This is a genomic window from Micromonospora sp. NPDC048894 (assembly GCF_040649765.1).
Taxonomy (GTDB): Bacteria; Actinomycetota; Actinomycetes; order Mycobacteriales; family Micromonosporaceae; genus Micromonospora; species Micromonospora antibiotica.
The window spans coordinates 1-21,341 of record NZ_JBEZFY010000007.1 but is presented as its reverse complement, the minus strand read 5'-3'; the positions used below and the strand labels follow the sequence as shown (position 1 = coordinate 21,341).

Sequence of the window (21,341 nt, the reverse complement as noted above, 5' to 3'; positions counted from 1 at the left end):
GCTCGGCGGTCCTGCGGCGGCCGGCCGGGCGACCTCACCGGTACGGGTGGGCCACCAGCACCGGGCAGTGGGCATGCTGTACCACCGCCTGGCTGACCGAGCCCAGCAGCATACCGGTGAAACCGCCCCGGCCCCGGGTGCCGACGGCCAGCACCGACGCCGTGCCGCTGGCCTCGATCAGACCCTGCGCCACCCCGACCGCCCGGACCGGATGCTCCCGCAGCACCACGTCCGGGTGGTCGGCGCGGACCGCAGCGGACGCTTCGGCGAGCAACCGGACCGCGTGCGCCTGGTACGCCGCCTCGGACTCGGCGACCTCGTCGGGCACCTCCCGGTCCTGCGGGGCGGGGCCGACGTGCACCAGCACCAGCGGCACCCCCCGCCGGACCGCCTCGGCGGCGGCCTGGTCGGCGGCGACCCCGGCGGCCGGCGACCCGTCCACGCCTACCAGCACCGGCCCGTCCACGCCGATCGGCAACGTCTCCGGCCGGACGACCAGCACCGGGCAGTGCGCGTGCGCGGCGACCTGAGCGCCGACCGAGCCGAGCAGCAGCCCGGCGAAACCACCCAGCCCCCGGCTGCCCACCACCACCAGGTCGGCGCGGCGGGACTCCTCGACCAGTGTCGCGCCCGCCCCACCGGCGACCTGACGCACCTGCACCGTCAGCCCCGACCACCGGTCGGCCAGCTCGGCGGCGGTCCGCTCCAACATCTGCTGCGCCTCCTCCGACGGCGCCGGCACCCCCAGGTCGTACGGGTTGAGCGGCACGCCGTAGCCGAGCGGGTGCAGGTAACCGTGCACCAGGTGCAGCGGCGCGGAACGCAGCACCGCCGCGTGCGCGGCCTGCTCCGCGGCGGCCAAGCTGGTCGGCGAGCCGTCCACGCCCACCACTACCGGTCGGTTCATCAGCTCTCCCAGGGTCGGTTGCGCCCATTGTCGACGTGCCGGCCCGTCAAACGCCGGCAGCTGACCAGGCCGGGCGTGCCGCCGCCACCTGCTCCGGCCGGGTGGGCGGTCCCCATCTGCTCCGGCCGGGGTGCCGCCCATCCGTCGCGGACCGGCGATGCCGGCCACCTGATCCGGCCGGGCGTGCCGCCGCCTGCGGCGGTCAGACAGCGTGGTTGCGGACGATCACCAGTGGGCTGTGCGCGTGGTGCAGCACCGCGTGGCTGACCGAGCCGAGCAGCATCCCGCCCAGCGCGCTGCGGCCGTGCGCGCCGACGACGGTGAGCTGGGCCGCCGCCGACTCCTCGACCAGCACCCGGGCCGCCGCGCCGGGCACCAGCCGTCGGGTCACCGGGACGTCCGGATAGCGGTCCGACCAGCCGGCCAGCGCCTCGGCGAGCATCCGCTCCTCCTCGGCGGCGAGCGCCTCCACGTCATAGACCAGCGGCAGCACGTCGCCCGGGCCGAGCGGCGCGGGGGTCAGCCAGGCGTGTACGGCCAGCAGCCCGGTGTCGCGCTGGGCCGCTGCGGCGAAGGCGAACCCGAGCGCCTCGGTGGACAGCGCGGAGCCGTCCACCCCGACCAGCACCGGGCCGTCCGCCCTGGCCTCACCGCGTACCACCAGCACCGGGCAGTCGGCGTGGGCGGAGACCTGCACCGCCGTCGAGCCGATCAGCAGCCCGGCGAAACCGCCAAGCCCCCGGGTGCCGAGCACCAGCAGCGCCGCGTCCTGGGCCTCGCGTAGCAGCACCGGGGTCGGTGCGCCGTCGGACAACCAGCCGGTGACGACCAGGTCGGGGGCGACCTTGCGAGCTTCGGTGACGGCGTCGGCGATGATCCGTTCGGCCTCGTGCCGCAGCCCCGCCTGGGGCGGTCCAGCGGGCCCGGGGCCCAACGGGATGCCGAACAGCGGCCAGATGAACGCGTGCACCACCCGCAGCGGGCGGTGCCGGTCGGCGGCCTCCCGGGCGGCGACCCGGACCGCGTCCAGCGCCGAGCGGGAACCGTCCACACCGACCACGACGGGGGCGCCGGATCTGTTCGTCATCATGTCCTCCTTCATCCGTCTCCAGCCTGGTCGTGCGCGGCCCGCCCGGTCAGGGGCGTCCGGCCCGACCGGTGGGCCCTTGGTCCCGCACCGGACGTTTCCGGCCCGTACCGTCGACCGCCGGATCGGTGACCGCGTCCCGGCTGGGGTCGGTGACCGCGTCCCGGCTGGGGTCGGTGACGGCGGCCGTCGGGACGTCGGTCACCGCGTCGGCGACGGCCCCGGCCGGCAGCCGAAGGTCGGGCGGGATCGGGGTGCCGGTGCCGGTGGCGGTGGCGGGGCGGCGGTGGGCCAGCCGCAGCACCAGGCCGGGCAGGACGCTGACCGCCAGGCAGGCCAGCAGGACGGTGGGGCCGAGGGGTTCGGTGCCGAGCAGCGTCCGCAGCGGTGGCAGCAGCACGCCACCGACCTGGAGCAGCGCCGACCCGGCCACGGCGACGAGCAGCCCCGGGTTGGCCTGACCCGCCCCGGCTGTTCGGGGCGCCCGGACGGCGAGTGCCACCCCGAGCTGGGCCAGGCCCAGCACCACGAAGACCACCGACTGCCAGGGCAGCCCGGCGTGGGCGGCGGTCACCCCGGCGGCCAGCACCACCGTCGAGATCAGCGCCCCGGTCACCAGTACGTCGCGGCCCAGCCCTGCGCCGAGCACCGACTCGCGGGGCGAGCGGGGGGCCCGCCGCAGGGCGCCCGGTTCGGCGGGTTCCGCGCCGAGCGCCACCCCCGGCAGGCCGTGGGTGAGCAGGTTGATCCAGAGGATCTGCGCCGGCAGCAGCGGTACGGGCAGGCCGAACAGCGGGCCCAGCAGCATCACCACGATCTCGGCCACCCCGCCGGAGAGGGCGTAGCGCAGGAACCGGCGGATGTTGTCGTAGATCCGCCGGCCCTCGCCGATCGCCACGGCGACGGTGGCCAGGTCGTCGTCGACCAGCACCAGGTCGGCGGCCTGCCGGGCGACCTCGGTGCCGCCGCCCATCGCCACCCCGATGTCGGCGCGGCGCAGCGCCGGGGCGTCGTTCACCCCGTCCCCGGTCATCGCGACCACGTGCCCCCGGGCCTGGAGCCCGGCGATGATGTCCAGCTTCTGCTCCGGCTGGGTCCGGGCGAACACCCGGGCGTGCGGTTCCGCCTGGGTGGCGTCGTCGGTGTCGCCCCGGACCACCGGGTCGCCGGCCCGCCACAGGCCGAGCTGTCCACCGATCGCGGCGGCGGTGGCCGGGTGGTCGCCGGTGACCAGCAGCAGCCGTACCCCGGCGGTGTCGAGACCGGCGGCGATCCCGGCCGCGCCGGCCCGCAGCGGGTCGCCGACGCCGACCAGCCCCACCGGGCGCAGGCCGACCGGTGCGGCCAGGTCGGGCACCGTGTCGACAGGTGCGGACGCCACCGCGAGCACCCGCAGCCCTTCGGCGGCCAACTGGCGGGCGGCGGCGGTCAGCGCCTCGATCTCCTCGGCGGTGGCGTCGAGCAGGGTGCTGGTCAGCACGTTCTCCGGTGCGCCCTTGCAGACCACCAACTGCCGCCCGTCGCAGCCCCGGTGCACGGTGACCATCCGGCGGGTGGCCTGCTCGAAGGGGCGTTCGGCGATCCGGGGCCAGGCGCGGCGGGTGGCCTCGGGCTCCAGTCCGCACCGGCCGGCGAAGGCGGTCAGGGCGGCCTCCAGCGGATCGCCGACCGGGGTCCAGTCGGGCTGGTCGTCCTGTGGTGGCGACACGGTGGCGTCGTTGCAGAGCAGCCCGGCGCGTGCCAGCCGGCGCAGTTCCTGCGGCGCGGTCACCGTCGTGCCGTCGCGACTGACCTGCCCGTGCGGGGCGTACCCGACGCCGTCGACGGTGTACCGGACGCCGTCGGGGGTGACCGCCGTCCGCACCACCATCCGTCCTTCGGTGAGGGTGCCGGTCTTGTCGGAGGCGATGACCGTCACCGAGCCGAGGGTCTCCACCGCGTGCAGCCGGCGGGGGATGGCGCGGGCCCCGGCCATCCGGCGCGCGCCCAGGGCCAGCGCCAGGGTCACCACCGCCGGCAACGACTCCGGGACGGCCGCCACCACCAGGCTCACCGCCGTCACGGCCATCTCCACCACCGGCCGGCCACCGGCCACCCCGATGGCGAAGACCAGGCCGGACAGGGCCACCACGGCCAGGGCGAGGATCCGGCCGAGACCGGCCAGCCGGCGCTGCAACGGCGTCGGGGCCGGTCGGGTGCCGGCGACCAGGGCGCTGATCCGGCCCAGCGCCGACGCGGCCCCGGTGCGCAGCACCATGCCGGTGGCCCGGCCGGTGGTCACCACCGTCCCGGCCCGCACCTCCTCGTCGTCGTCGCGGGCCACCGGCACCGACTCGCCGGTCAGCGCCGACTCGTCCACCTGGAACCGGCTCGCCTCGACCAGCCGCAGGTCCGCCGGGACGACGTCACCGGCCTCCACCCGGACCAGGTCGTCGCGGACCAGGTCGGCGGCCGGCAACACCACGTCGCGGCCGTCGCGTACCACCCGGGCGGTGGGGGCGGAGAGCTGGTCCAGCGCGGCGATGGCCCGGTCGGCGCGGACCTCCTGCACCACCCCGATGATCGTGTTCACCGCCACCACCAGCACGATCACCGCCGTGTCCGGCCAGTCGCCGAGCAGGGTGGTGACCGTCGCGGCGGCGAGCAGCAGGGCGACGAGCGGGTCGGTGAGCTGGCGCAGCACCCGGCCGGGGAGCCGCCGCCGGGTCGGCGCGGCGACGCTGTTCGGGCCGTCGGTACGCAGTCGCGCCGCCGCCTCGGCGGTGGTCAGGCCGCCGGTGGCCCGTCCCGGGTCGAGGTCGTCGTCCACCAGCACCGCTCCCGCACCGGATGTCGTCACCGGTGACCTCCCCGCCTCGTGCGGCGTGTCCCGGGCACGCCGTCCCGTTCCACCCTCGCGCGGCGGCGGCCGGTCGGGCAGAGGCGATCTTCCCGCAGGTCACGGGACCATTGGCCCTGCCGCGTCGGCGTCTTCGGGAGTGCCATGGAGGGGACGACATCACGGCGAAGGGCACCCCGATGACCCCTCTGGAGATGCTCACCGAGCACCCCTTCCTCGCCGGCCTGCCGCCGCAGTGGTTGCCCCGGTTGACCGGGTACGCCCGGCCGGTGGTCTGGCACCCCGGTCACCGGCTGTTCTACGCCGGCCAGCCGGCGGAGCGGTTCTGGCTGGTCAGGGGCGGGGAGGTGGCGCTGGACTTCCCGGTGCCGGGGCGCGGGGACGTGGGCATCGAGTCGATCGGGCCGGGTGGGGTGCTGGGCTGGTCGTGGCTGTTCCCGCCCTACCGCTGGCAGTTCGGCGCGGTCGCCGTCCGGCGGACCACCACCGTGGAGTTCACCGCGGAGGGGGTACGCCGGCTGATGGAGTCCGACGACGCCCTGGGTCGGCAGCTCACCACCCGGTTCATGAGCGTGGTGGTGGACCGGCTCCAGGCCTCCCGGGGGCGGCTGCTCGACCTGTACGGCTACCCGACCTCGGCGGCGAGCTGACCCGGACGGGCGGCGACACCCGTGCCCGCGTCGACACCCCCGGCGGCGTCGGCCCGGACCGTTGCGTCGGCGTCGGGGCGGTGCGCGCAGTGACGACCAGTCCGGCCGGCTGGACGAAGACCGACCGGCGGGACACCGCCTCGTCCCGGTCGTCGAGCCGGTAGCCGTCGAGCCAGATCCAGCCGTGGTAGGTGGGCCAGTCGAGCACCCGGATCACCCGGAACCGGACCGGCCGGAGGAACTGGACGCTGGCCGCCCGGGTCAGCAGGAGCAGGTCACCCGCCCTCGGCAGGGGCGCGTTCATCGCCGACCGAACACACTGCGGTACCTGCGCCACGCCCTGATCCGGGTGCGGGCGGCCTCCACCACCGGGCAGAAGCCGCTGCCGGTGCACTTGTCGCACCGCCGGTCGCGGTGCTGGTCCAGGCAGCGCCACGCCGATTCGATCAGGTACGGCACCGCGCGGTGTCCACACATCCCGCCTCCCGGGGGTGTCGGGGTCGTCGCGGCACCCCGCCCCGCTGAGCCCCGCTCCACCAGGGCGGGGGCACCGCGTCACCGATTCCACACCGTGAGCGGCACCCCTGTCAACTAGGGCAGGCCCTACAAAATAGTGCCTTGTAGGCCGGGCCGTGTAAGGCAGGCCCTGAGGGGTAGGACCCACTGTGCATACCTTCGGGGGCATGGGCGAGGAGGAAGTTCCGGGTCCGCTCGTCGGAGCCGCTGAGATCCAGCAGATGCTGGGCGTGAGCAGGTCCCGGTTTCGGCAGCTCATCCTGCTGCCCAAGTTCCCCGCGCCGTTTCAGAAGCTGATCGGCGGCTCGGTGTGGCTGCGGTCCGACGTGGAGGCGTACATCAGGGACCACCGTCGGCCCAAGCCGTCAGCCGACGAGGACGAGCAGGGCTGAGCAGCCCCGCCCGTCTGATGGCCGGCGTCTGACCGGCCCTGCCCGTCCGGTGGCCGGCGTCAGGTGACGGTCAGGCCGCGTGCGGCGAACTGGGCCCGGACCCGGGCCACCAGCTCCGGGGACGGCGGTTCCGTCCGGGCGAGTGGAAAGGTGAGCCCCAGCTCGGCGTACTTGTGCGCGCCGAGGCGGTGGAACGGCAGCACCTCGACCCGCTGCACGGTGTCCAGCCCGGCGGCGAAGTCCGCGACCCCGGCCACGTTCTCCTCGGCGTCGGTGAGACCGGGCACCAGCACGAACCTGATCCAGATCGGGGTGCCCCGGTCGGCGAGCCGCCGGCCGAAGCGCAGCGTCGGGGTGACGCACCCGGTGCGGGTGACCCGCCGGTAGGTCGCCGGGTCCCACGACTTGACGTCCAGCAGCACCAGGTCGGTGGCGTCGAGCAGGGCGTCGTCGGCGCGGACGCCGAGGAAACCCGAGGTGTCCAGCGCGGTGTGCAGGCCCAGGTCGTGGCAGCGGCGCAGCACCTCACCGGTGAACCGGGGTTGCATCAGCGGCTCGCCGCCGCTGATCGTCACCCCGCCCCCGGCCACCGCGATGAACCGGCGGTACGGCTCGATCTCCGCCATCAGCTCGTCGACAGTGCGGTGCCGGCCGCTGCGCCGGTACCAGGTGTCCGGGCTGTGGCAGTACCGGCAGCGCAGCGGACAACCGGCGAGGAAGGCCACGAACCGGGTCCCCGGCCCGTCCACCCCCACCGACACGTCCCACGAGTGCACCGCCCCGGTCGGCACGCCGTCGCCCCGCCCGGTGGCGGTGGCGACGGCGTCGCGCGGCCGGACGTTCACAGCGACCCGTGGAAGGTCCGGGACACCACGTCCTCCTGCTGCTCCCGGGTGAGCCGGACGAAGTTCACCGCGTACCCGGAGACCCGCACGGTCAACTGCGGGTAGCGCTCCGGGTGCGCCATCGCGTCGACCAGGGTGGCCCGGTCCAGCACGTTGACGTTGAGGTGGAACCCACCGGCGTCGGTGTAGCCGTCCAGCACCCCGGCCAGGTTGTCGATCCGCTCGTCGCGGGTGTGACCCAACCCGTCCGGGGTCACCGTCGAGGTCAGCGAGATGCCGTCGCGGGCCGCGTCGTACGGCAGCTTCGCCACCGACAGCGCGGCGGCCACCAGCCCGTGGGTGTCCCGGCCGTTCATCGGGTTCGCGCCCGGGGCGAACGGCTCACCGGCCCGCCGGCCGTCCGGGGTGTTGCCGGTGTGCTTGCCGTAGACCACGTTCGAGGTGATGGTCAGCACCGACATGGTCAGCTCCGCGTCGCGGTAGGTGCGCTGCCGGCGCAGCTTCGCCGCGAACGTCTCGGTCAGCCACACCGCGATCGCGTCGGCCCGCTCGTCGTTGTTGCCGTACGTCGGCGGTTCCCCCTCGACCACGTAGTCGATCGCGAGCCCGGTGTCGTCGCGCAGCACCTTCACCTTGCCGTAGCGGATCGCGGCGAGGCTGTCCACCGCCACCGACAGCCCGGCGATGCCGGTGGCCATGAACCGGCGCACCGGGTGGTCGTGCAGGGCCATCTCCAGCCGCTCGTAGGCGTACCGGTCGTGCTGGTGGTGGATCACGTTCAACGCGTCCACGTACGTCTCGGCCAGCCAGTCCAGGGTGCGCTCGTAGGCGGCCAGCACCTCCGCGTAGTCGAGGGTCTCCCCGCCGACCGGGGCGCTGGCCGGGGCGACCTGCTCACCGGTGATCTCGTCGCGCCCGCCGTTGATCGCGTACAGCAGGGCCTTGGCGAGGTTGGCGCGGGCACCGAAGAACTGCATGTCCCGGCCCACCCGCATCGCCGACACGCAGCAGGCGATCGCCGTGTCGTCGTCGTACGCGGGCCGGATCAGGTCGTCGTTCTCGTACTGGATGGCGCTGGTGTCCAGCGACACCTGGGCGCAGAACCGCTTGAAGCCGACCGGCAGCCGGGGCGACCAGAGCACCGTCAGGTTCGGTTCCGGCGCGGGGCCGAGGTTGTAGAGGGTCTGCAGGTAGCGGAAGCTGGTCCGGGTGACCAGCGGCCGGCCGTCGGCACCCATCCCGCCGAGCGCCTCGGTGACCCAGGTCGGGTCGCCCGAGAAGAGCTGGTCGTACTCGGGGGTGCGCAGGAACCGGACGATCCGCAGCTTGATCACGAAGTCGTCGACCAGCTCCTGGGCGTCGATCTCGGTCAGCCGCCCCTCGGCGAGGTCCCGCCGCAGGTAGACGTCGACGAACCCGGCGGTACGCCCCAGCGACATCGCCGCGCCGTTCTGCTCCTTGGTGGCGGCCAGGTAGGCGAAGTAGAGCCACTGGATCGCCTCCCGGCCGGTGGTCGCCGGCCCGGAAATGTCGTAGCCGTAGCCCGCGGCCATCTGTGCCAGCTCACCCAGGGCCCGGATCTGCTCGGCCAGCTCCTCCCGGTCCCGGATCACCTCGTCGGTCGACGGCCGGTCGTCCAGCGCCGCCTTGAGCGCCTTGCGCTCGGCGACCAGCCGGTCCACCCCGTACAGCGCCACCCGGCGGTAGTCGCCGATGATCCGTCCCCGCCCGTACGCGTCGGGCAGCCCGGTGATGACGTGCGAGCGGCGCGCGGCGAGCACGTCGGCCGGGTACGCGTCGAACACCGCGTCGTTGTGCGTCTTGCGGTAGGTGGTGAAGATCCGGTGCACCTGCGGGTCGGCGGGGTAGCCGTACGCCTTCAACGCGGTCTCCACCATCCGCAGCCCGCCGGCGGGCATGATGGCCCGGCGCAGCGGCGCGTCGGTCTGCAACCCGACGATCAGCTCCCGCTCCCGGTCGATGTACCCGGGGGCGTGCGCGGTGATGGTGGACGGGGTGGCCGCGTCGATGTCGTACACGCCGCGTTGGCGTTCCTGCACGAACATCGCCCGCAGCGTCCCCCAGACCTCCAGGGTGCGGCAGGTGGGCCCGGTGAGGAACGACGCGTCCCCGGTGTACGGCTCGTGGTTGTCCCGGACGAAGGCGGCCACGTCGATGGTGTCGCGCCAGGCGTCGCCGGTGAAGCCACGCCACGGGTGCAGAGGTGCGGTGCCGGTCATGATCGGTCCTTCCGCGGTGGTCGGGTCCGGCGGCCTGGGTCGCCGGGGTGTTTCGCCTGTACCCTCAGCCTCGCCGGAGCGGGCCGCCCCGGGCAGAGGCGCAGGACCACCCCCGCCCGGGACCAAAGACCCCCGGCGGCCGGTCAGCGCCGCACGACGAGCCGCTGGGCGCGCAGCAGCCGCGCCCACCACGGCCGGGGCGTCGCCGCGCGCAGCGCGGGCCCCCGCACGCCGCGCAGGCTGACCCAGCCGCCCGGCCCCATGGTCACCGTGCCGATCGCCGGTGGCCGCCGCCGGGCCACCACCGCCACCCCGGCAGTGAGCAGGGCGACGGCGGCGGCACCGGCCGCGGCGGCGAGCACCCGGTCCGGGTCGGGCAGCGCCCGGTACCGGACCCGCCCGTCGGCGAGCACGAACGCGCCGACGGCCCGCCCGTCGCGGGTCACCGGCACCAGCGCGGCGGCCGGCGAGCCGGGCAGGGCCAGCACCGGCCCCACCGGCCCGACCGCCGTCACCGTCGGTGTCACCGCCGGTTCGGGGGTACGGGGCACCGGCGGCCCCAGCGGGGCGGGCCCGGTCGGATTGAAGATCGCGGTCATGACGCTGCCTCCTAGCGGCTGTCGGACGTGTCGGTGGCGGTCTCGACGGCGGCCCGGCCCGCCGCCAGCCGGGCGATCGGCACCCGGTACGGCGAGCAGGAGACGTAGTCCAGGCCGGCGTCGGCGAAGAACGCCACCGAGTCGGGGTCGCCGCCGTGCTCACCACAGACCCCGACGGTCAGGTCCGGGCGGGTGGCCCGCCCCTCCGCCACGGCCAGCCGGACCAGCCGACCCACCCCGGCGGCGTCGATGCTCTCGAACGGCGACACCCCGAAGATCCCCCGCTCCAGGTAGGTGCCGAAGAACGAGCCCTCCACGTCGTCCCGGGAGAACGCCCAGGTCAGCTGGGTCAGGTCGTTGGTGCCGAAGGAGAAGAAGCGGGCCTGCGCGGCGATGTCACCGGCGGTCAGCGCGGCCCGGGGCACCTCGATCATCGTGCCGACCGGCATGGCCGGCGCGTCGGGCACCCCGGCGAGGACCAGGTCGGTCTCCGCCCGCACGGCCGCCAACTCCCGCACGTCACCCACCAGCGGCACCATGATCTCCGGCCGGGGGTCACCCCCGTCGCGCACCCGCTGCGCCGCCGCCTCGGCCACCGCCCGCACCTGCATGGCGAACAGCCCCGGGATCACCAGCCCGAGCCGCACCCCGCGCAGCCCCAGCATCGGGTTCGCCTCGTGCATCCGGCGGACCGCCGCCAGCAGCCGCCCGTCGCGTCCCGGGTCCCGCCCGGTCGCCTCGGCACGGGCGACCCGTGCGGTCAACTCGTGCAACGGGGGAAGGAACTCGTGCAACGGCGGGTCGAGCAGCCGGATCGTCACCGGCAGGCCGTCCATCGCGGCGAGAAGTTCGGTGAAGTCGGCCCGCTGCAACGGCAGCAACGCCTCCAGGGCGGCGGTCACCTCGTCCGGACCGTCGGCCAGGATCAGCCGTTCCACCAGTTCCCGGCGTTCACCGAGGAACATGTGCTCGGTACGGCACAGGCCGATGCCGGTGGCCCCCAGCGCGCGGGCCCGGCGGGCGTCCGGACCGGTGTCCGCATTGGCCCGCACGCCGAGCCGGCGCACCGCGTCGGCGTGCCCGAGCAGCCGGTGCACCGCCGCGACCAGCGGATCGGCCTGCGGGGCCAGCTCACCGGCGAGGTAACGGGCCACCGGGGAGGGCTGCACCGGCACCGCCCCCGGGTAGACCCGGCCGGAGGTCCCGTCGATCGAGATCACCTCGCCGGCCCGGACCACCCGGTCGCCGACGGTGAGCTCGCCGCGCTCCGGGTCGATCCGCAGCGCGTCCGCGCCACAGACGCAGGTCCGGCCCATGCCCCGGGCCACCACGGCGGCGTGCGAGGTCTTCCCGCCCCGGGAGGTGAGCACCCCGGCGGCGGCGATCATGCCGGGCAGGTCGTCCGGGGTGGTCTCCCGGCGGACCAGGATCACCGGCCCGTCGGCGGCGGTCGCCGCGGCCGAGTCGAACACCACCCGGCCCACCGCCGCACCCGGCGACGCGCCCACCCCGACGGTGAGCGGCGGTGGCGCGTCGGCCAGGTCGAACGCGGGGAACATCAGCCGGCCCAACTGCGCCCCGGTCACCCGGCACAGCGCCTCGTCCAGGGTGATCAGCCCCTCGTCGACCAGTTGCGCGGCGATCACGAAAGCGGCGGCGGCGGTCCGCTTGCCGACCCGGGTCTGCAACATCCACAGCTTGCCGCGTTCGATGGTGAACTCGACGTCGCACAGGTCCCGGTAGTGCCGTTCCAGCGTCGCCATGATGCCGGTCAACTGCCGGAAGCTGGCCGGGTCGATCCGCTCCAACTCGGGCAGGGCGACGGTGTTGCGGATGCCCGCCACCACGTCCTCGCCCTGCGCGTCGGGCAGGTAGTCGCCGTACACGCCGGGCGCGCCGGTGGCCGGGTCGCGGGTGAAGGCCACCCCGGTGCCGGAGTCCGGGCCGAGGTTGCCGAAGACCATCGCCATCACGTTGACCGCGGTCCCCAGGTCGTCGGGGATGTGTTCCTGCCGCCGGTAGAGCCGGGCCCGCTCGGAGTTCCACGACGCGAACACCGACCGTACGGCCAGGTACAACTGCTCGTGCGGCGCCTGGGGGAACTGGTGCCCCACCTGCCGCAGGAAGATCTTCTGGTACGTCTCGACGAGGTCGCGCAACTGCTCGGCGGTCGGTCCGTCCGGGCCTGCGGTGGCGCGCAGCGCTGCCAACTCCCGGTCGAACTCGTCCGCCGGCACCCCGTGCACCGTGCGGGCGAACATCTGGATCAACCGCCGGTAGGAGTCCCAGGCGAAGCGGGCGTCATCGGCACGGGCGGCCAGGCCCGCCACGGTGGCGTCGTTGAGCCCGATGTCCAGGATCGTCTCCATCATCCCCGGCATCGAGTACCGGCCGCCGGAGCGCACGGCGAGCAGCAGCGGGTCGTGCCGGTCGCCGAGCCGCCGGCCCAGCCGGGCCTCGACCTCCCGCAGATGGGCGTTGATCTCCTCGAACAGGCCGTCGGGCGGCGACCCGGTGTTCAGGTACGCCCGGCAGGCGTCGGTGCTGACCGTGAAGCCCGGCGGCACCGGCAACCCGAGCCGGGTCATCTCGCCGAGGTTGGCACCCTTACCGCCGAGCAGGTCGGCTCTGCTGCGATCACCCTCGATGAAGTCGTAGACGTACCTGGTCATGGCCCCGGCCCTCCACTCCACTCGCCGGTCGGACCTGTCCCTTCGTTGGTAGCAACGGTCGGGGGGCGGCCGGCAGGGCCGGACGGTACGCCGACCGGGCCACAGGTCCCGAGGTTGTCGGTGCCGGTGCGTATCCTCCGGCGATGACCGACGAGCTGTCCCTGCGGCCCGTGTGCGACGACGACCTCCCGCACTTCTTCGCCCACGAGCAGGACCCGGAGGCGGCCTGGATGGCGGCGTTCGGCCCGGCCGACCCGACCGATCGGGCGGTGTTCGACGCGCACTGGGCCCGCATCCGCGCCGACCCCCGGGTCGTCAACCGCACCGTGGTCGTCGACGGCGCGGTGGTCGGGCACGTGGCGGCCTTCCCGGTGGACGAGCACACCGAGGTCAGCTACTGGATCGACCCGCGCCGGTGGGGGCGCGGCCACGCCACCGCCGCGCTGTCCGCCCTGCTGCGCGAGGTGCCGCAGCGGCCGGTGCGGGCCCGCGCCGCGAAGGACAACCGGGCCTCCCTGGCGGTGCTGCGCAAGTGCGGCTTCGTGGTCGTCGGCGAGGACTCGGGGTACGCCGACGGCCGGGGCGTCGAGGTCGAGGAATGGCTGCTGGAGCTGCCCGCCGTCCCCGCTGACCAGGGCGGGCACTAGTCTCGCGGAGTGAACTGGCTCGAACTCGTCGGCTGGGCCGGCTCCGCGCTGCTGGTCTGGTCCCTGCTGCAGACCCGCATCCTGCGCCTGCGCGCCCTCAACCTGGTCGGCTGCCTGATCCTGATCGGCTACAACGCCGCCGTGCAGGTCTGGCCGATGGTCGGCCTCAACGTGGTGCTCACCGCGATCAACGTGTGGTACCTGCGGTCGATGCTTGCCACCCGGCACGACGACCGCGCCTACCAGGTGGTCGAGGTGGGCGTCGGCGACCAGTTCCTGGCCCACACGCTGCGGGTGCACGCCGCCGACATCGCCCGGTTCAACCCCGACTTCCGCCCACCCCCGGCCGACGCCGACCGGTCGGCCTTCCTGGTGGTACGCGACGACGAGGTGGTCGGGGTGGTGCTGTCGCACGCCGAGCCGGACGGGACCGCCCAGATCGACCTGGACTACGTGACCCGCCGCTTCCGGGACTTCACCCCCGGCGAGTTCGTCTACCGCCGCAGCAGCCTGTTCACCGACCGGGGTTTCCGCCGGGTGGTCAGCCCACCCGGCATGGTCGCCCCCTACTACCACCGGCTCGGCTTCCGCCCCGACGGCGACGCGTACGTCCTCGACCTGGCCCCGGCCGCCGGTCGGCGCTGACCCCCGACCGCCGGGCAGCGCGCTGACCGTCGGCCTCCGGCGGCGGTCAGCGGACGGCCGGTCGCAGCCAGGCCGGCCGTCGGGCCGCAGCCGGTGGGGGCCAGGCCGGCCGTCGGGCTCGCGTCGGGTCCCCCGACGGCCGGACGGGGCCGGACCGCCGTGCGGGCCGCATCCGGTCACCGACGATGGCCGTGGGGAGGGTTCGCCGACCGCGCGGTTGGGCACAGACTGGGCTACGCCGGGCGGGTCCTCCGCCCGGCGGCGTCGGCCCGTCGCCGACGCCCCCCGCCTGAGGGAGAGTGCCGGGCGTGCAGAGCTACTGGAGCCAGTTGGCCCTGGTCGGAGTCTTGGTGGTGCTCAACGCGATCTTCGCGGGCAGCGAGATGGCCCTGGTATCGCTGCGGGACAGCCAGGTGCAGCGGTTGGAACGCACCAGCCGGGCCGGCCGGGTGCTCGCCCGGCTCGCCAAGGACCCGAACCGCTTCCTCGCCACCATCCAGATCGGTATCACCCTGGCCGGGTTCCTGGCCTCGGCCGCCGCAGCGGTCTCCCTGGCCAAGCCGCTCGTCCCGCTGCTCGGTTTCGTCGGCGGCGCCGCCGAGACGGTGGCGATCGTGCTGGTGACCCTGGTGCTGACCTTCGTCACCCTGGTCTTCGGTGAGCTTGCCCCCAAGCGGATCGCGATGCAGCGCGCCGAACGGTGGGCGCTGCTGGTGGCCCGCCCGCTGGACATCCTGTCCAGCTTCACCCGGCCGGCGGTGTGGCTGCTCGGTGCCACCAGCGACCTGGTGGTCCGGTTCGCCGGGGTGGACCCCAAGCAGCAGCCCGACGAGATCGGCCCCGACGAGCTGCGCGACATCGTCGCCGGCAACCACGGTTTCACCAAGGAACAACGCACCATCATCGCCGGTGCGGTGGAGATCGCCGACCGGCAGCTGCGCGCGGTGCTCGTACCCCGGTTGCAGGTCTTCACGCTCGACAGCGGGACCACCGCGGAGGCCGCCCGGCTGCTGCTGGCCGCCACCGGCCACTCCCGGGCCCCGGTGGTACGCCACGGCGGCCTGGACGACGCGGTCGGCGTGATCCACCTGCGGGACCTGGTGGGGGTGCCGGACGACCGGCCGGTCGACGACTGCGCCCGACCGCCGATGCTGCTGCCCGACTCGCTGCCGGTGGTGGACGCGCTGCGCCAGTTCAAGGCGGAACGGCAGCACATCGCCCTGGTGGTCGACGAGCGGGGCGCGGTCGACGGGATCGTCACCCTGGAGGACATCCTGGAGGAGATCGTCGGGGAGATCTACGACGAGACCGACCGGGACGTCCGCTCGGTACGCACCGAGGCCGACGGGTCGCTGGTGATGCCCGGCACCTTCCCCGTGCACGACCTGACCGACATCGGCGTCGAGGTGCCCAACCGGCCGGCCGGTGACTACACCACCGTCGCCGGGATGGTGCTGTCCTGCCTCGGGCACATCCCCACCGTCGCGGGGGAGAGCGTCACCATCGACGGGTGGGAGATGACCGTCACCGGCGTCGACCAGCGCGCCATCTCCCAGATCCGGCTGCACCACGCCCCGACCACGTCCGCCACCGACGAGCAGGAACCCGTCCACGACGAAGCCCACGCCTGACGCCACGACGACGTGGGGCTTGCATCTCAAGCCGCTGGAGATCGCATAGTGGTGGTCGTGAACATGAACGAGCTGTACGCCATCGGGGATGTCGCCCGGCGGACCGGCCTGAGCGTCAGCGCCGTCCGGTACTACGCGGACGCCGGTGTCGTCACGCCGGACGCCACCACCCCGGCCGGCCACCGCCTGTACGACGTGTCGGCCATCGCCCGACTGGAACTGGTCCGGACGCTGCGGGAACTCGACGCCGGCCTGGACGAGATCCGGCGGGTGCTGGCCGGCGAGGCGACCCTGCGCGAGTTGGCGACCACCCACCTCGCCCTGCTGGCCCGGCAGGAGACACGGCTGCGCAGCCGTCGCGCGGTGCTGTCGGCCCTCCTGCGCCAGGACTCCACCGCCGAGCAGGTCACGCTGATGCACAAGCTGGTCGGCATGCCGGACGAGGAACGCGACCGGCTGATCGACGAGTTCTGGGCCGAGGTCTCCACCGGGTGGGAGCCACCGCAGCGGATGGTCGACTGGTGGCGGGCGGCCCGGCCCGAGCTGCCCGAACAACCCACCGCGGCGCAGCTGGAGGCGTGGATCGAGCTGGCCGAGCTGGTCCGGGACCCCGAGGTCCGGCAGGCCGTACGCCATGAGCTGCACCAGGCGTGCACCACCGGGGCCGGGCCGCTGATGAGTTCGCCGCCGATGCTGGACACGCTGGAGACGGGCGCGGCGATCGGCCAACCGGTGCTGGACGCGGCGCGCGAGCGGGTACCGCCGGACTCGCCCCGGGGCAGGGGGATCGCCGACCAGTGGATCGGGTGGTTGACAGGCATCTTCGCGACGCCGGACAGCCCCGGGCTGCCGGACACGCCCGAGTTCCGGATCCAGGCGGCCGACCGGATGCTGGCCGGCGCGGAGTGGGACCGCATGCCGGCGGAGGGACCGTTCGACAGGTACATGGAGTTGGTCGCCACCGTGAACGACGACCCACCGGAGCGGTTCCCGTACGAGTGGCTGGCCGCGGCGTTGCGCGCGTCCGCCCTGCCGGCTCGCTGCGCCGGATAGCACGGTCCCGTGCCGTCCGGCCTGCCCCCGGCCCGCCGGGCTGTCAACCCGACCGGGGTGGCGTCCCGAACGGGAAGCCCGGCACCGGGGGCAGCAGCTGGATCTGGTCGGCGGGGAACTGGCGGGTGTCCCGGCTCAACGCCCGCGCGCTCACCCGGATCAGCCAGGGGCCGGACGGGTGCCGCTGCGCCCCGATCAGCCGGCCCCACATCCGGCTCCACCAGTGGGCGGTCACCAGCACGTCGGTGAGCCGGAGCCGGCCGTCCGGGAAACCACCCCGCACCACCACGTCCACCACCCGCCCCAACCGCCGCCCGTGCAGGTCGTACGCGGTGCGGCCGAGCAGTTCACCCGCTCGCACGGCCGGCGCCCGGTATCCGGTCGATCAGGTGCCGCCGCAGCCAGGTCTCCACCGGCGGGCGGGGCAGCTCGTCGGCGCGGGCCCGCAGCCGGACCGCGCTGTCGATCCGGGCGACCTGATCGAACGGGATGCGCAGCGGCGTCGACGCCCCCTCGGTGAACCGGTCGGCCAGCGCCACCAGCAACCGCCCCATCCGCCCGCCGATCCGCTGCCCGAGCGCCCCCTGCCCGGTCAGCAGGTACGCCACGTAGGGCACGCCCTGCGCGTCGAATGCGAACCCGACGTCGTCGACCTTGCCCAGCAGCAGCCCGTCGGCGTCGACGATCTGCCGGTCGAGCAGTTGCCGGGCGAGCTGGACCCTCACCGTCCCATCCCCGTCCCGACGGCCAACGGGATCGCGGCCACCGACGCCGCCACGATGACCAGCAGGAACACCGCACCGAGCAGGTTGAGCCACGGCCCGTTCACGTCGTCACCCAGGTAGGTGCGGTCGTTGGCGACGACCAGGATCGGCAGGTACGTCAACGGCAGCACCACCGCGCTGGCCACCAGCATGTACTCGGTCAACCGCACCGGGTCGACGGTGGTGGACAGCAGCAGCGTCGCGGCCAGCACGCTGACCAGCAGCACGCTGTGGAACCGGGCGGCCTCCCGGGGACTGACCCGCTTGCCCCACTGCCACCCGAAGTACTGCGCCGCCGCGTACGCCGCCGACAGCCCGGTCTCCAGCGCGGCCCCGAAGGTCACCGCGAAGAACGCCAGCGCGGCGACCGCCAGCCCCACCCCGCCGAACGCCAGCACCACCGGTCGGGCGACCTGGTCGAGGGTCGACAGCGACACCCCGCCCGGGTGGAAGACCACGGTGGCGGCGGCGACCAGCGACAACGCCAGCAGCCCGCCGACCGGGAAGCCGATCAGGACGCTCGACCGGGCATCGGCCAGATCGGCGGCGCTCCAGTTCTCCTCCACCCCGCCGGAGGAGAAGAAGAACACCTCGTACGGGCTGACGGTGGAGGCGAACAACGCCACCGCCACGAACCAGTACGCACCCCAGCCCTGGCCGGCCGTCCCGGGGTGCAGGGCACCGTGGCCGAGCGCCGCCCAGTCGGTCGGCAACCAGAACAGCGCCAGGGCGAACACCAGCAGGGTCAGCCCGGCCAGCCCGAACACCCGCTCCATCAGCTGGAAGCGCATCCGCCACAGCACCAGCCACACGGCGAACGCCGCGACCGGCACCCACAGCAGGTAACTCACCCGGGAGGCCAACTGCAGGGCCAACGCCACCCCGCCCAGCTCGGCGGCCAGGGTCAGCACCGTGACCAGGTAGGACGCCGCCAGGTTGAGCAGCGCGATACGGGGACCCAGGCGTTCGCGGACCAGGTCGAACACCGCCCGCCCGCTGACCGCCGCGATCCGGCCGGCCATTTCCGCGTACGCGCAGATGCCGACCACCCCGAGCACCAGCACCCAGGCGTGGCCCATGCCGAACCGGGCCCCCGCCTGGCTCGCCGCCACCAGGTCGCCGATGTCGACGAAGCCGCCGATGGCCGACAGCACCCCGAGGGTGGCGGCGAGGAGCTTCACGCGGGCCGGCCGACGCGGGGACGCGGTTGTGGCACCCGGGAGCGCCCTCACGGGGGGACGGGATCGGCGGCGGTCATCGAGGCGACGATATCGGCGCAGGAGGCACCGCATCCGGCAAACCGGTCAGGCTTCCCGGGTCACCTGCCCCCGATGCCCGATGCCCGCTGGTCGCCCTGCTCGCTCCGTGCGCTGGTCGCCCTGCTCGCCCTACCCGGCCCGGACGTCCCGCTGGTCGCCCTTCTCGCCCGGCCCGCACGTCCCGCCGGTCGCCCGGGCGGAGGGCCAGGCGGGGGAGCAGCCGGGCCAGGGCGTCGCGGCGTCAGTCCCGGGTGAGGTTCTGCAACCGGACCTGGCCCCGGGAGACCAACCGGCCCTCGGCGTCGGTGATCTCCACCTGCCAGAGCTGCTGGCTGCGTCCCCGGTGCACCGGGGTGCCGACCGCGACCAGCTCACCCTCGCGTACCGCCCGCAGGAAGTCCGTCTGGTTGGACACCCCGACCACGCTGCCCCGGTCGCCGAGCCACAGCGTGCCGCCCACGCTGCCGACGGTCTCCACCACCGTGCAGTAGACGCCGCCGTGCATGATGCCGGCCGGCTGGTGCAGCTCCGGCCGCACCTTCCAGCGGATCACCACCCGGTCGCCGCTGGCCTCGTCGAACGTCAGCCCCAGCAGGCCGACCAGACCATCCGTCATCTCCGGGATCTCCACGGCTTTCCTCCTCGTCGCACCGGCCCGGCCAGCCTAGCCGCGCCGCCGGCCGGCAAACCCGGTACGGCCCCAGGTCGGCAATGGGGGAGAATCGGTGACCGTGACCGACAGCAACCTCCCGCACGGGCGGGACTCCCTGACCGACGACCTGCGGTGGCGCGGCCTGATCCAGGACTCCACCGGCCCCGACGAACTGCGTGCGCTGCTCGACGGCGGGGCGGCCACCTTCTATGTGGGCTTCGACCCGACCGCGCCCAGCCTCCACGTCGGCCACCTGATGCAGGTCACCACCGCCCGCCGGCTCCAACTCGCCGGGCACCGCCCGCTGCTGCTGGTGGGCGGCGCCACCGGCCAGATCGGCGACCCGAAGGAGAGCGCCGAGCGTACCCTCAACCCGCCCGAGGTGGTGGCCGGTTGGGTGCAGCGCATCCGCGACCAGCTCGCGCCCTTCGTGTCGTACACCGGGGAGAACGCGGCGCAACTGGTCAACAACCTGGAGTGGACCGGCGAGATGTCGGTGGTCGAGTTCCTGCGCGACGTCGGCAAGCACTTCCCGGTCAACAAGATGCTCGCCCGTGAGGTGGTGCGGGCCCGGCTGGAGACCGGCATCAGCTTCACCGAGTTCAGCTACCAGCTCCTCCAGGCCAACGACTTCTTCGAGCTGCACCGACGGCACGGCTGCCAGCTCCAGTACGGCGGCTCGGACCAGTGGGGCAACATCACCGCCGGTGTCGACTACGTGCGTCGCCGCGGTGCCGGCCCGGTGCAGGCCTTCACGACCCCGCTGGTCACCCGCTCGGACGGCACCAAGTTCGGCAAGACCGAGGGCGGCGCGGTCTGGCTCGATCCGGAGATGACCAGCCCGTACGCCTTCTACCAGTTCTGGGTCAACGCCGACGACCGGGACGTCACCCGCTACCTGCGGTACTTCAGCTTCCGCTCCCGCGAGGAGCTGGAGGCGCTGGAGAAGGAGACGGCGGAACGCCCGGCGGCCCGCAGCGCCCAACGTGCCCTCGCCGAGGAACTCACCACCCTGGTCCACGGCGCGGAGGAGACCCGGCAGGCCGTCGCCGCCAGCCAGGCGCTCTTCGGTCGGGGCTCGCTGGACGACCTCGCCCCGGAGACGCTGCGTGCGGCGCTGAGCGAGGCCGGCCTGGTGCAGCTCACCGGTGAGCTGCCCGACGTGGCCGGGTTGCTGCGCGACGCGGGGCTGGTCGGCGGGCTCAAGGAGGCCCGTCGGGTGATCACCGAGGGCGGTGCGTACGTGAACAACACCCGGGTCACCGACGTCGACGCCACCGTCGACCCGGTCGACCTGCTGCACGGCCGTTACCTGGTGCTGCGTCGGGGCAAGCGCTCCTTCGCCGGGGTCGAGCTGCGCCCCTGACGGCCGGGTGTGACGTGCGACGCGTCCGCCGGATTTGACGATCAACTCGGCGGACGCGTAACTTTCTCTCTGCCAGCGCGGAACGGACGAACCGGGGTGAATGCCTCGAAGGCCGGAGCGCGGTGTGAGGTTCCGACTTCGTGGGGTTGCTCCTGCGAGGCGCGGACCGGGCGGTGCCCGGATCGGCCCGGGGGGTCGATTTGGTGAGGCGAAACCGACCGGGTAGTGTTTGACGCCGGCAGGGCACCGGGCGAGCGTGCGGGAGACCGCAGCGGCCGGCTTGTCGACAATCGCGGGGTTTCCGGTGTGAGCCGGGGTTTCGTGGTGTGTGGAATTGTGGTTGATGTGGTGTTGATCGTGACAGAGCGGTTTGACACGGCGGATACCACCGGGTAACGTGGTAAAAGTGCCTGGCGCTGGAGCGCTGGACACGGTGAGCGAGATACCCCAGTTCGGGGGTCCTGTTGGTCGGGGCTTTCGGGTGGTGTGTGGTTGTTCTTTGAGAACTCAACAGGGTGCTTGATAAGCCAGTGCCAATTATGATTTATACCCCGTGCTGGGCAGACTTTCGGGTTTG

The 21,341-nt window shown here is 73.8% G+C and carries 19 protein-coding genes and 1 pseudogene; 7 read left to right on the top strand and 13 right to left on the bottom strand.

What is annotated here, in order from left to right; all coding sequences use genetic code 11:
- Positions 1-34 precede the first annotated feature (34 nt).
- The 3 genes from AB0C22_RS16960 to AB0C22_RS16950 all read right to left on the bottom strand — a co-directional run bounded on the left by AB0C22_RS16960 (position 35) and on the right by AB0C22_RS16950 (position 4,833).
- Positions 35-907 (bottom strand): universal stress protein, encoded by an 873-nt coding sequence (locus tag AB0C22_RS16960; RefSeq protein ID WP_357535795.1) that lies wholly within the window; start codon positions 905-907, stop codon positions 35-37.
- 202 nt (positions 908-1,109) lie between these two features.
- Positions 1,110-1,994, bottom strand: a complete 885-nt coding sequence (locus tag AB0C22_RS16955) for a universal stress protein (RefSeq protein ID WP_357535793.1) — start codon at positions 1,992-1,994, stop codon at positions 1,110-1,112.
- Positions 1,995-2,043: 49 nt separating this feature from the next.
- A complete protein-coding gene (locus AB0C22_RS16950) occupies positions 2,044-4,833 on the bottom strand; it encodes a cation-transporting P-type ATPase (protein WP_357535791.1) in 2,790 nt (929 codons plus the stop codon).
- A gap of 179 nt (positions 4,834-5,012) precedes the next feature.
- Here AB0C22_RS16950 and AB0C22_RS16945 point away from each other — a divergent pair, with 179 nt between their 5' ends.
- A complete protein-coding gene (locus AB0C22_RS16945; RefSeq protein ID WP_219469814.1) occupies positions 5,013-5,483 on the top strand; it encodes a cyclic nucleotide-binding domain-containing protein in 471 nt (156 codons plus the stop codon).
- Between the two features lie 97 nt (positions 5,484-5,580).
- Here AB0C22_RS16945 and AB0C22_RS16940 read toward each other — a convergent pair.
- Together AB0C22_RS16940 and AB0C22_RS16935 are read right to left on the bottom strand one after the other, a co-directional pair.
- Positions 5,581-5,787: pseudogene (locus AB0C22_RS16940) on the bottom strand (hypothetical protein); the annotation flags it as partial.
- Positions 5,784-5,960: a hypothetical protein gene (locus AB0C22_RS16935; RefSeq protein ID WP_357535788.1), complete on the bottom strand. Its 177-nt coding sequence runs from the start codon at positions 5,958-5,960 to the stop codon at positions 5,784-5,786. The gene AB0C22_RS16935 and the pseudogene AB0C22_RS16940, both read right to left, overlap by 4 nt.
- 206 nt (positions 5,961-6,166) lie before the next feature.
- Here AB0C22_RS16935 and AB0C22_RS16930 point away from each other — a divergent pair, with 206 nt between their 5' ends.
- Positions 6,167-6,391, top strand: a complete 225-nt coding sequence (locus AB0C22_RS16930) for a hypothetical protein (protein ID WP_219469819.1) — start codon at positions 6,167-6,169, stop codon at positions 6,389-6,391.
- A 59-nt stretch (positions 6,392-6,450) separates the two neighbouring features.
- Here the strand turns inward: AB0C22_RS16930 and pflA are convergent, their stop codons facing one another.
- From pflA to ppdK, 4 genes are all read right to left on the bottom strand, one after another.
- On the bottom strand, positions 6,451-7,236 hold the full coding sequence (pflA, locus tag AB0C22_RS16925; protein WP_308291087.1) for a pyruvate formate-lyase-activating protein: 786 nt from the start codon (positions 7,234-7,236) through the stop codon (positions 6,451-6,453).
- Complete coding sequence (pflB, locus tag AB0C22_RS16920) at positions 7,233-9,476, bottom strand: formate C-acetyltransferase (RefSeq protein WP_219469822.1); 2,244 nt, start codon at positions 9,474-9,476, stop codon at positions 7,233-7,235. Before pflB ends, pflA begins: the two co-directional genes overlap by 4 nt.
- Before the next feature lie 143 nt (positions 9,477-9,619).
- Complete coding sequence (locus tag AB0C22_RS16915; RefSeq protein WP_357535785.1) at positions 9,620-10,075, bottom strand: hypothetical protein; 456 nt, start codon at positions 10,073-10,075, stop codon at positions 9,620-9,622.
- A gap of 11 nt (positions 10,076-10,086) precedes the next feature.
- Positions 10,087-12,747: a pyruvate, phosphate dikinase gene (gene ppdK, locus AB0C22_RS16910; protein WP_357535783.1), complete on the bottom strand. Its 2,661-nt coding sequence runs from the start codon at positions 12,745-12,747 to the stop codon at positions 10,087-10,089.
- A 143-nt stretch (positions 12,748-12,890) separates the two neighbouring features.
- On the opposite strand from ppdK, the gene AB0C22_RS16905 reads away from it, so the two are divergent.
- From AB0C22_RS16905 to AB0C22_RS16890, 4 genes are all read left to right on the top strand, one after another.
- On the top strand, positions 12,891-13,394 hold the full coding sequence (locus AB0C22_RS16905; protein ID WP_219469823.1) for a GNAT family N-acetyltransferase: 504 nt from the start codon (positions 12,891-12,893) through the stop codon (positions 13,392-13,394).
- 9 nt (positions 13,395-13,403) lie between these two features.
- Positions 13,404-14,039, top strand: a complete 636-nt coding sequence (locus AB0C22_RS16900; protein WP_357535781.1) for a hypothetical protein — start codon at positions 13,404-13,406, stop codon at positions 14,037-14,039.
- A 308-nt stretch (positions 14,040-14,347) separates the two neighbouring features.
- Positions 14,348-15,670 carry a hemolysin family protein gene (locus AB0C22_RS16895; RefSeq protein ID WP_357535779.1) on the top strand — a complete coding sequence of 441 codons (1,323 nt, stop codon included), beginning with the start codon at positions 14,348-14,350 and terminating at the stop codon, positions 15,668-15,670.
- 57 nt (positions 15,671-15,727) lie between these two features.
- Positions 15,728-16,723, top strand: a complete 996-nt coding sequence (locus tag AB0C22_RS16890) for a MerR family transcriptional regulator (protein ID WP_219469830.1) — start codon at positions 15,728-15,730, stop codon at positions 16,721-16,723.
- A 43-nt stretch (positions 16,724-16,766) separates the two neighbouring features.
- Here the strand turns inward: AB0C22_RS16890 and AB0C22_RS16885 are convergent, their stop codons facing one another.
- The 4 genes from AB0C22_RS16885 to AB0C22_RS16870 form a co-directional block, all read right to left on the bottom strand.
- On the bottom strand, positions 16,767-17,084 hold the full coding sequence (locus AB0C22_RS16885; RefSeq protein ID WP_219469832.1) for a PRC-barrel domain containing protein: 318 nt from the start codon (positions 17,082-17,084) through the stop codon (positions 16,767-16,769).
- Positions 17,071-17,448 (bottom strand): hypothetical protein, encoded by a 378-nt coding sequence (locus AB0C22_RS16880; RefSeq protein WP_219469835.1) that lies wholly within the window; start codon positions 17,446-17,448, stop codon positions 17,071-17,073. The genes AB0C22_RS16885 and AB0C22_RS16880 overlap by 14 nt, the downstream gene beginning before the upstream one ends.
- Positions 17,445-18,668, bottom strand: coding sequence for a divalent metal cation transporter (locus AB0C22_RS16875; RefSeq protein ID WP_357535777.1), 1,224 nt, complete (start codon positions 18,666-18,668; stop codon positions 17,445-17,447). The genes AB0C22_RS16880 and AB0C22_RS16875 overlap by 4 nt, the downstream gene beginning before the upstream one ends.
- 319 nt (positions 18,669-18,987) lie before the next feature.
- Positions 18,988-19,362 carry a PaaI family thioesterase gene (locus AB0C22_RS16870; RefSeq protein WP_208570223.1) on the bottom strand — a complete coding sequence of 125 codons (375 nt, stop codon included), beginning with the start codon at positions 19,360-19,362 and terminating at the stop codon, positions 18,988-18,990.
- Positions 19,363-19,477: 115 nt separating this feature from the next.
- On the opposite strand from AB0C22_RS16870, the gene tyrS reads away from it, so the two are divergent.
- Positions 19,478-20,764, top strand: a complete 1,287-nt coding sequence (gene tyrS / locus AB0C22_RS16865; RefSeq protein ID WP_208570224.1) for a tyrosine--tRNA ligase — start codon at positions 19,478-19,480, stop codon at positions 20,762-20,764.
- Positions 20,765-21,341: the final 577 nt, after the last annotated feature.

Excerpts from the sequence above, each read along its gene's own strand:
- AB0C22_RS16960 (WP_357535795.1), bottom strand. The coding sequence starts at position 907 with ATGAACCGACCGGTAGTGGTGGGCGTGGACGGCTCGCCGACCAGCTTG.
- AB0C22_RS16955 (WP_357535793.1), bottom strand. The coding sequence starts at position 1,994 with ATGACGAACAGATCCGGCGCCCCCGTCGTGGTCGGTGTGGACGGTTCC.
- AB0C22_RS16945 (WP_219469814.1), top strand. The coding sequence starts at position 5,013 with ATGACCCCTCTGGAGATGCTCACCGAGCACCCCTTCCTCGCCGGCCTG.
- AB0C22_RS16935 (WP_357535788.1), bottom strand. The coding sequence starts at position 5,960 with ATGTGTGGACACCGCGCGGTGCCGTACCTGATCGAATCGGCGTGGCGC.
- AB0C22_RS16930 (WP_219469819.1), top strand. The coding sequence starts at position 6,167 with ATGGGCGAGGAGGAAGTTCCGGGTCCGCTCGTCGGAGCCGCTGAGATC.
- pflB (WP_219469822.1), bottom strand. The coding sequence starts at position 9,476 with ATGACCGGCACCGCACCTCTGCACCCGTGGCGTGGCTTCACCGGCGAC.
- AB0C22_RS16915 (WP_357535785.1), bottom strand. The coding sequence starts at position 10,075 with ATGACCGCGATCTTCAATCCGACCGGGCCCGCCCCGCTGGGGCCGCCG.
- ppdK (WP_357535783.1), bottom strand. The coding sequence starts at position 12,747 with ATGACCAGGTACGTCTACGACTTCATCGAGGGTGATCGCAGCAGAGCC.
- AB0C22_RS16905 (WP_219469823.1), top strand. The coding sequence starts at position 12,891 with ATGACCGACGAGCTGTCCCTGCGGCCCGTGTGCGACGACGACCTCCCG.
- AB0C22_RS16870 (WP_208570223.1), bottom strand. The coding sequence starts at position 19,362 with ATGACGGATGGTCTGGTCGGCCTGCTGGGGCTGACGTTCGACGAGGCC.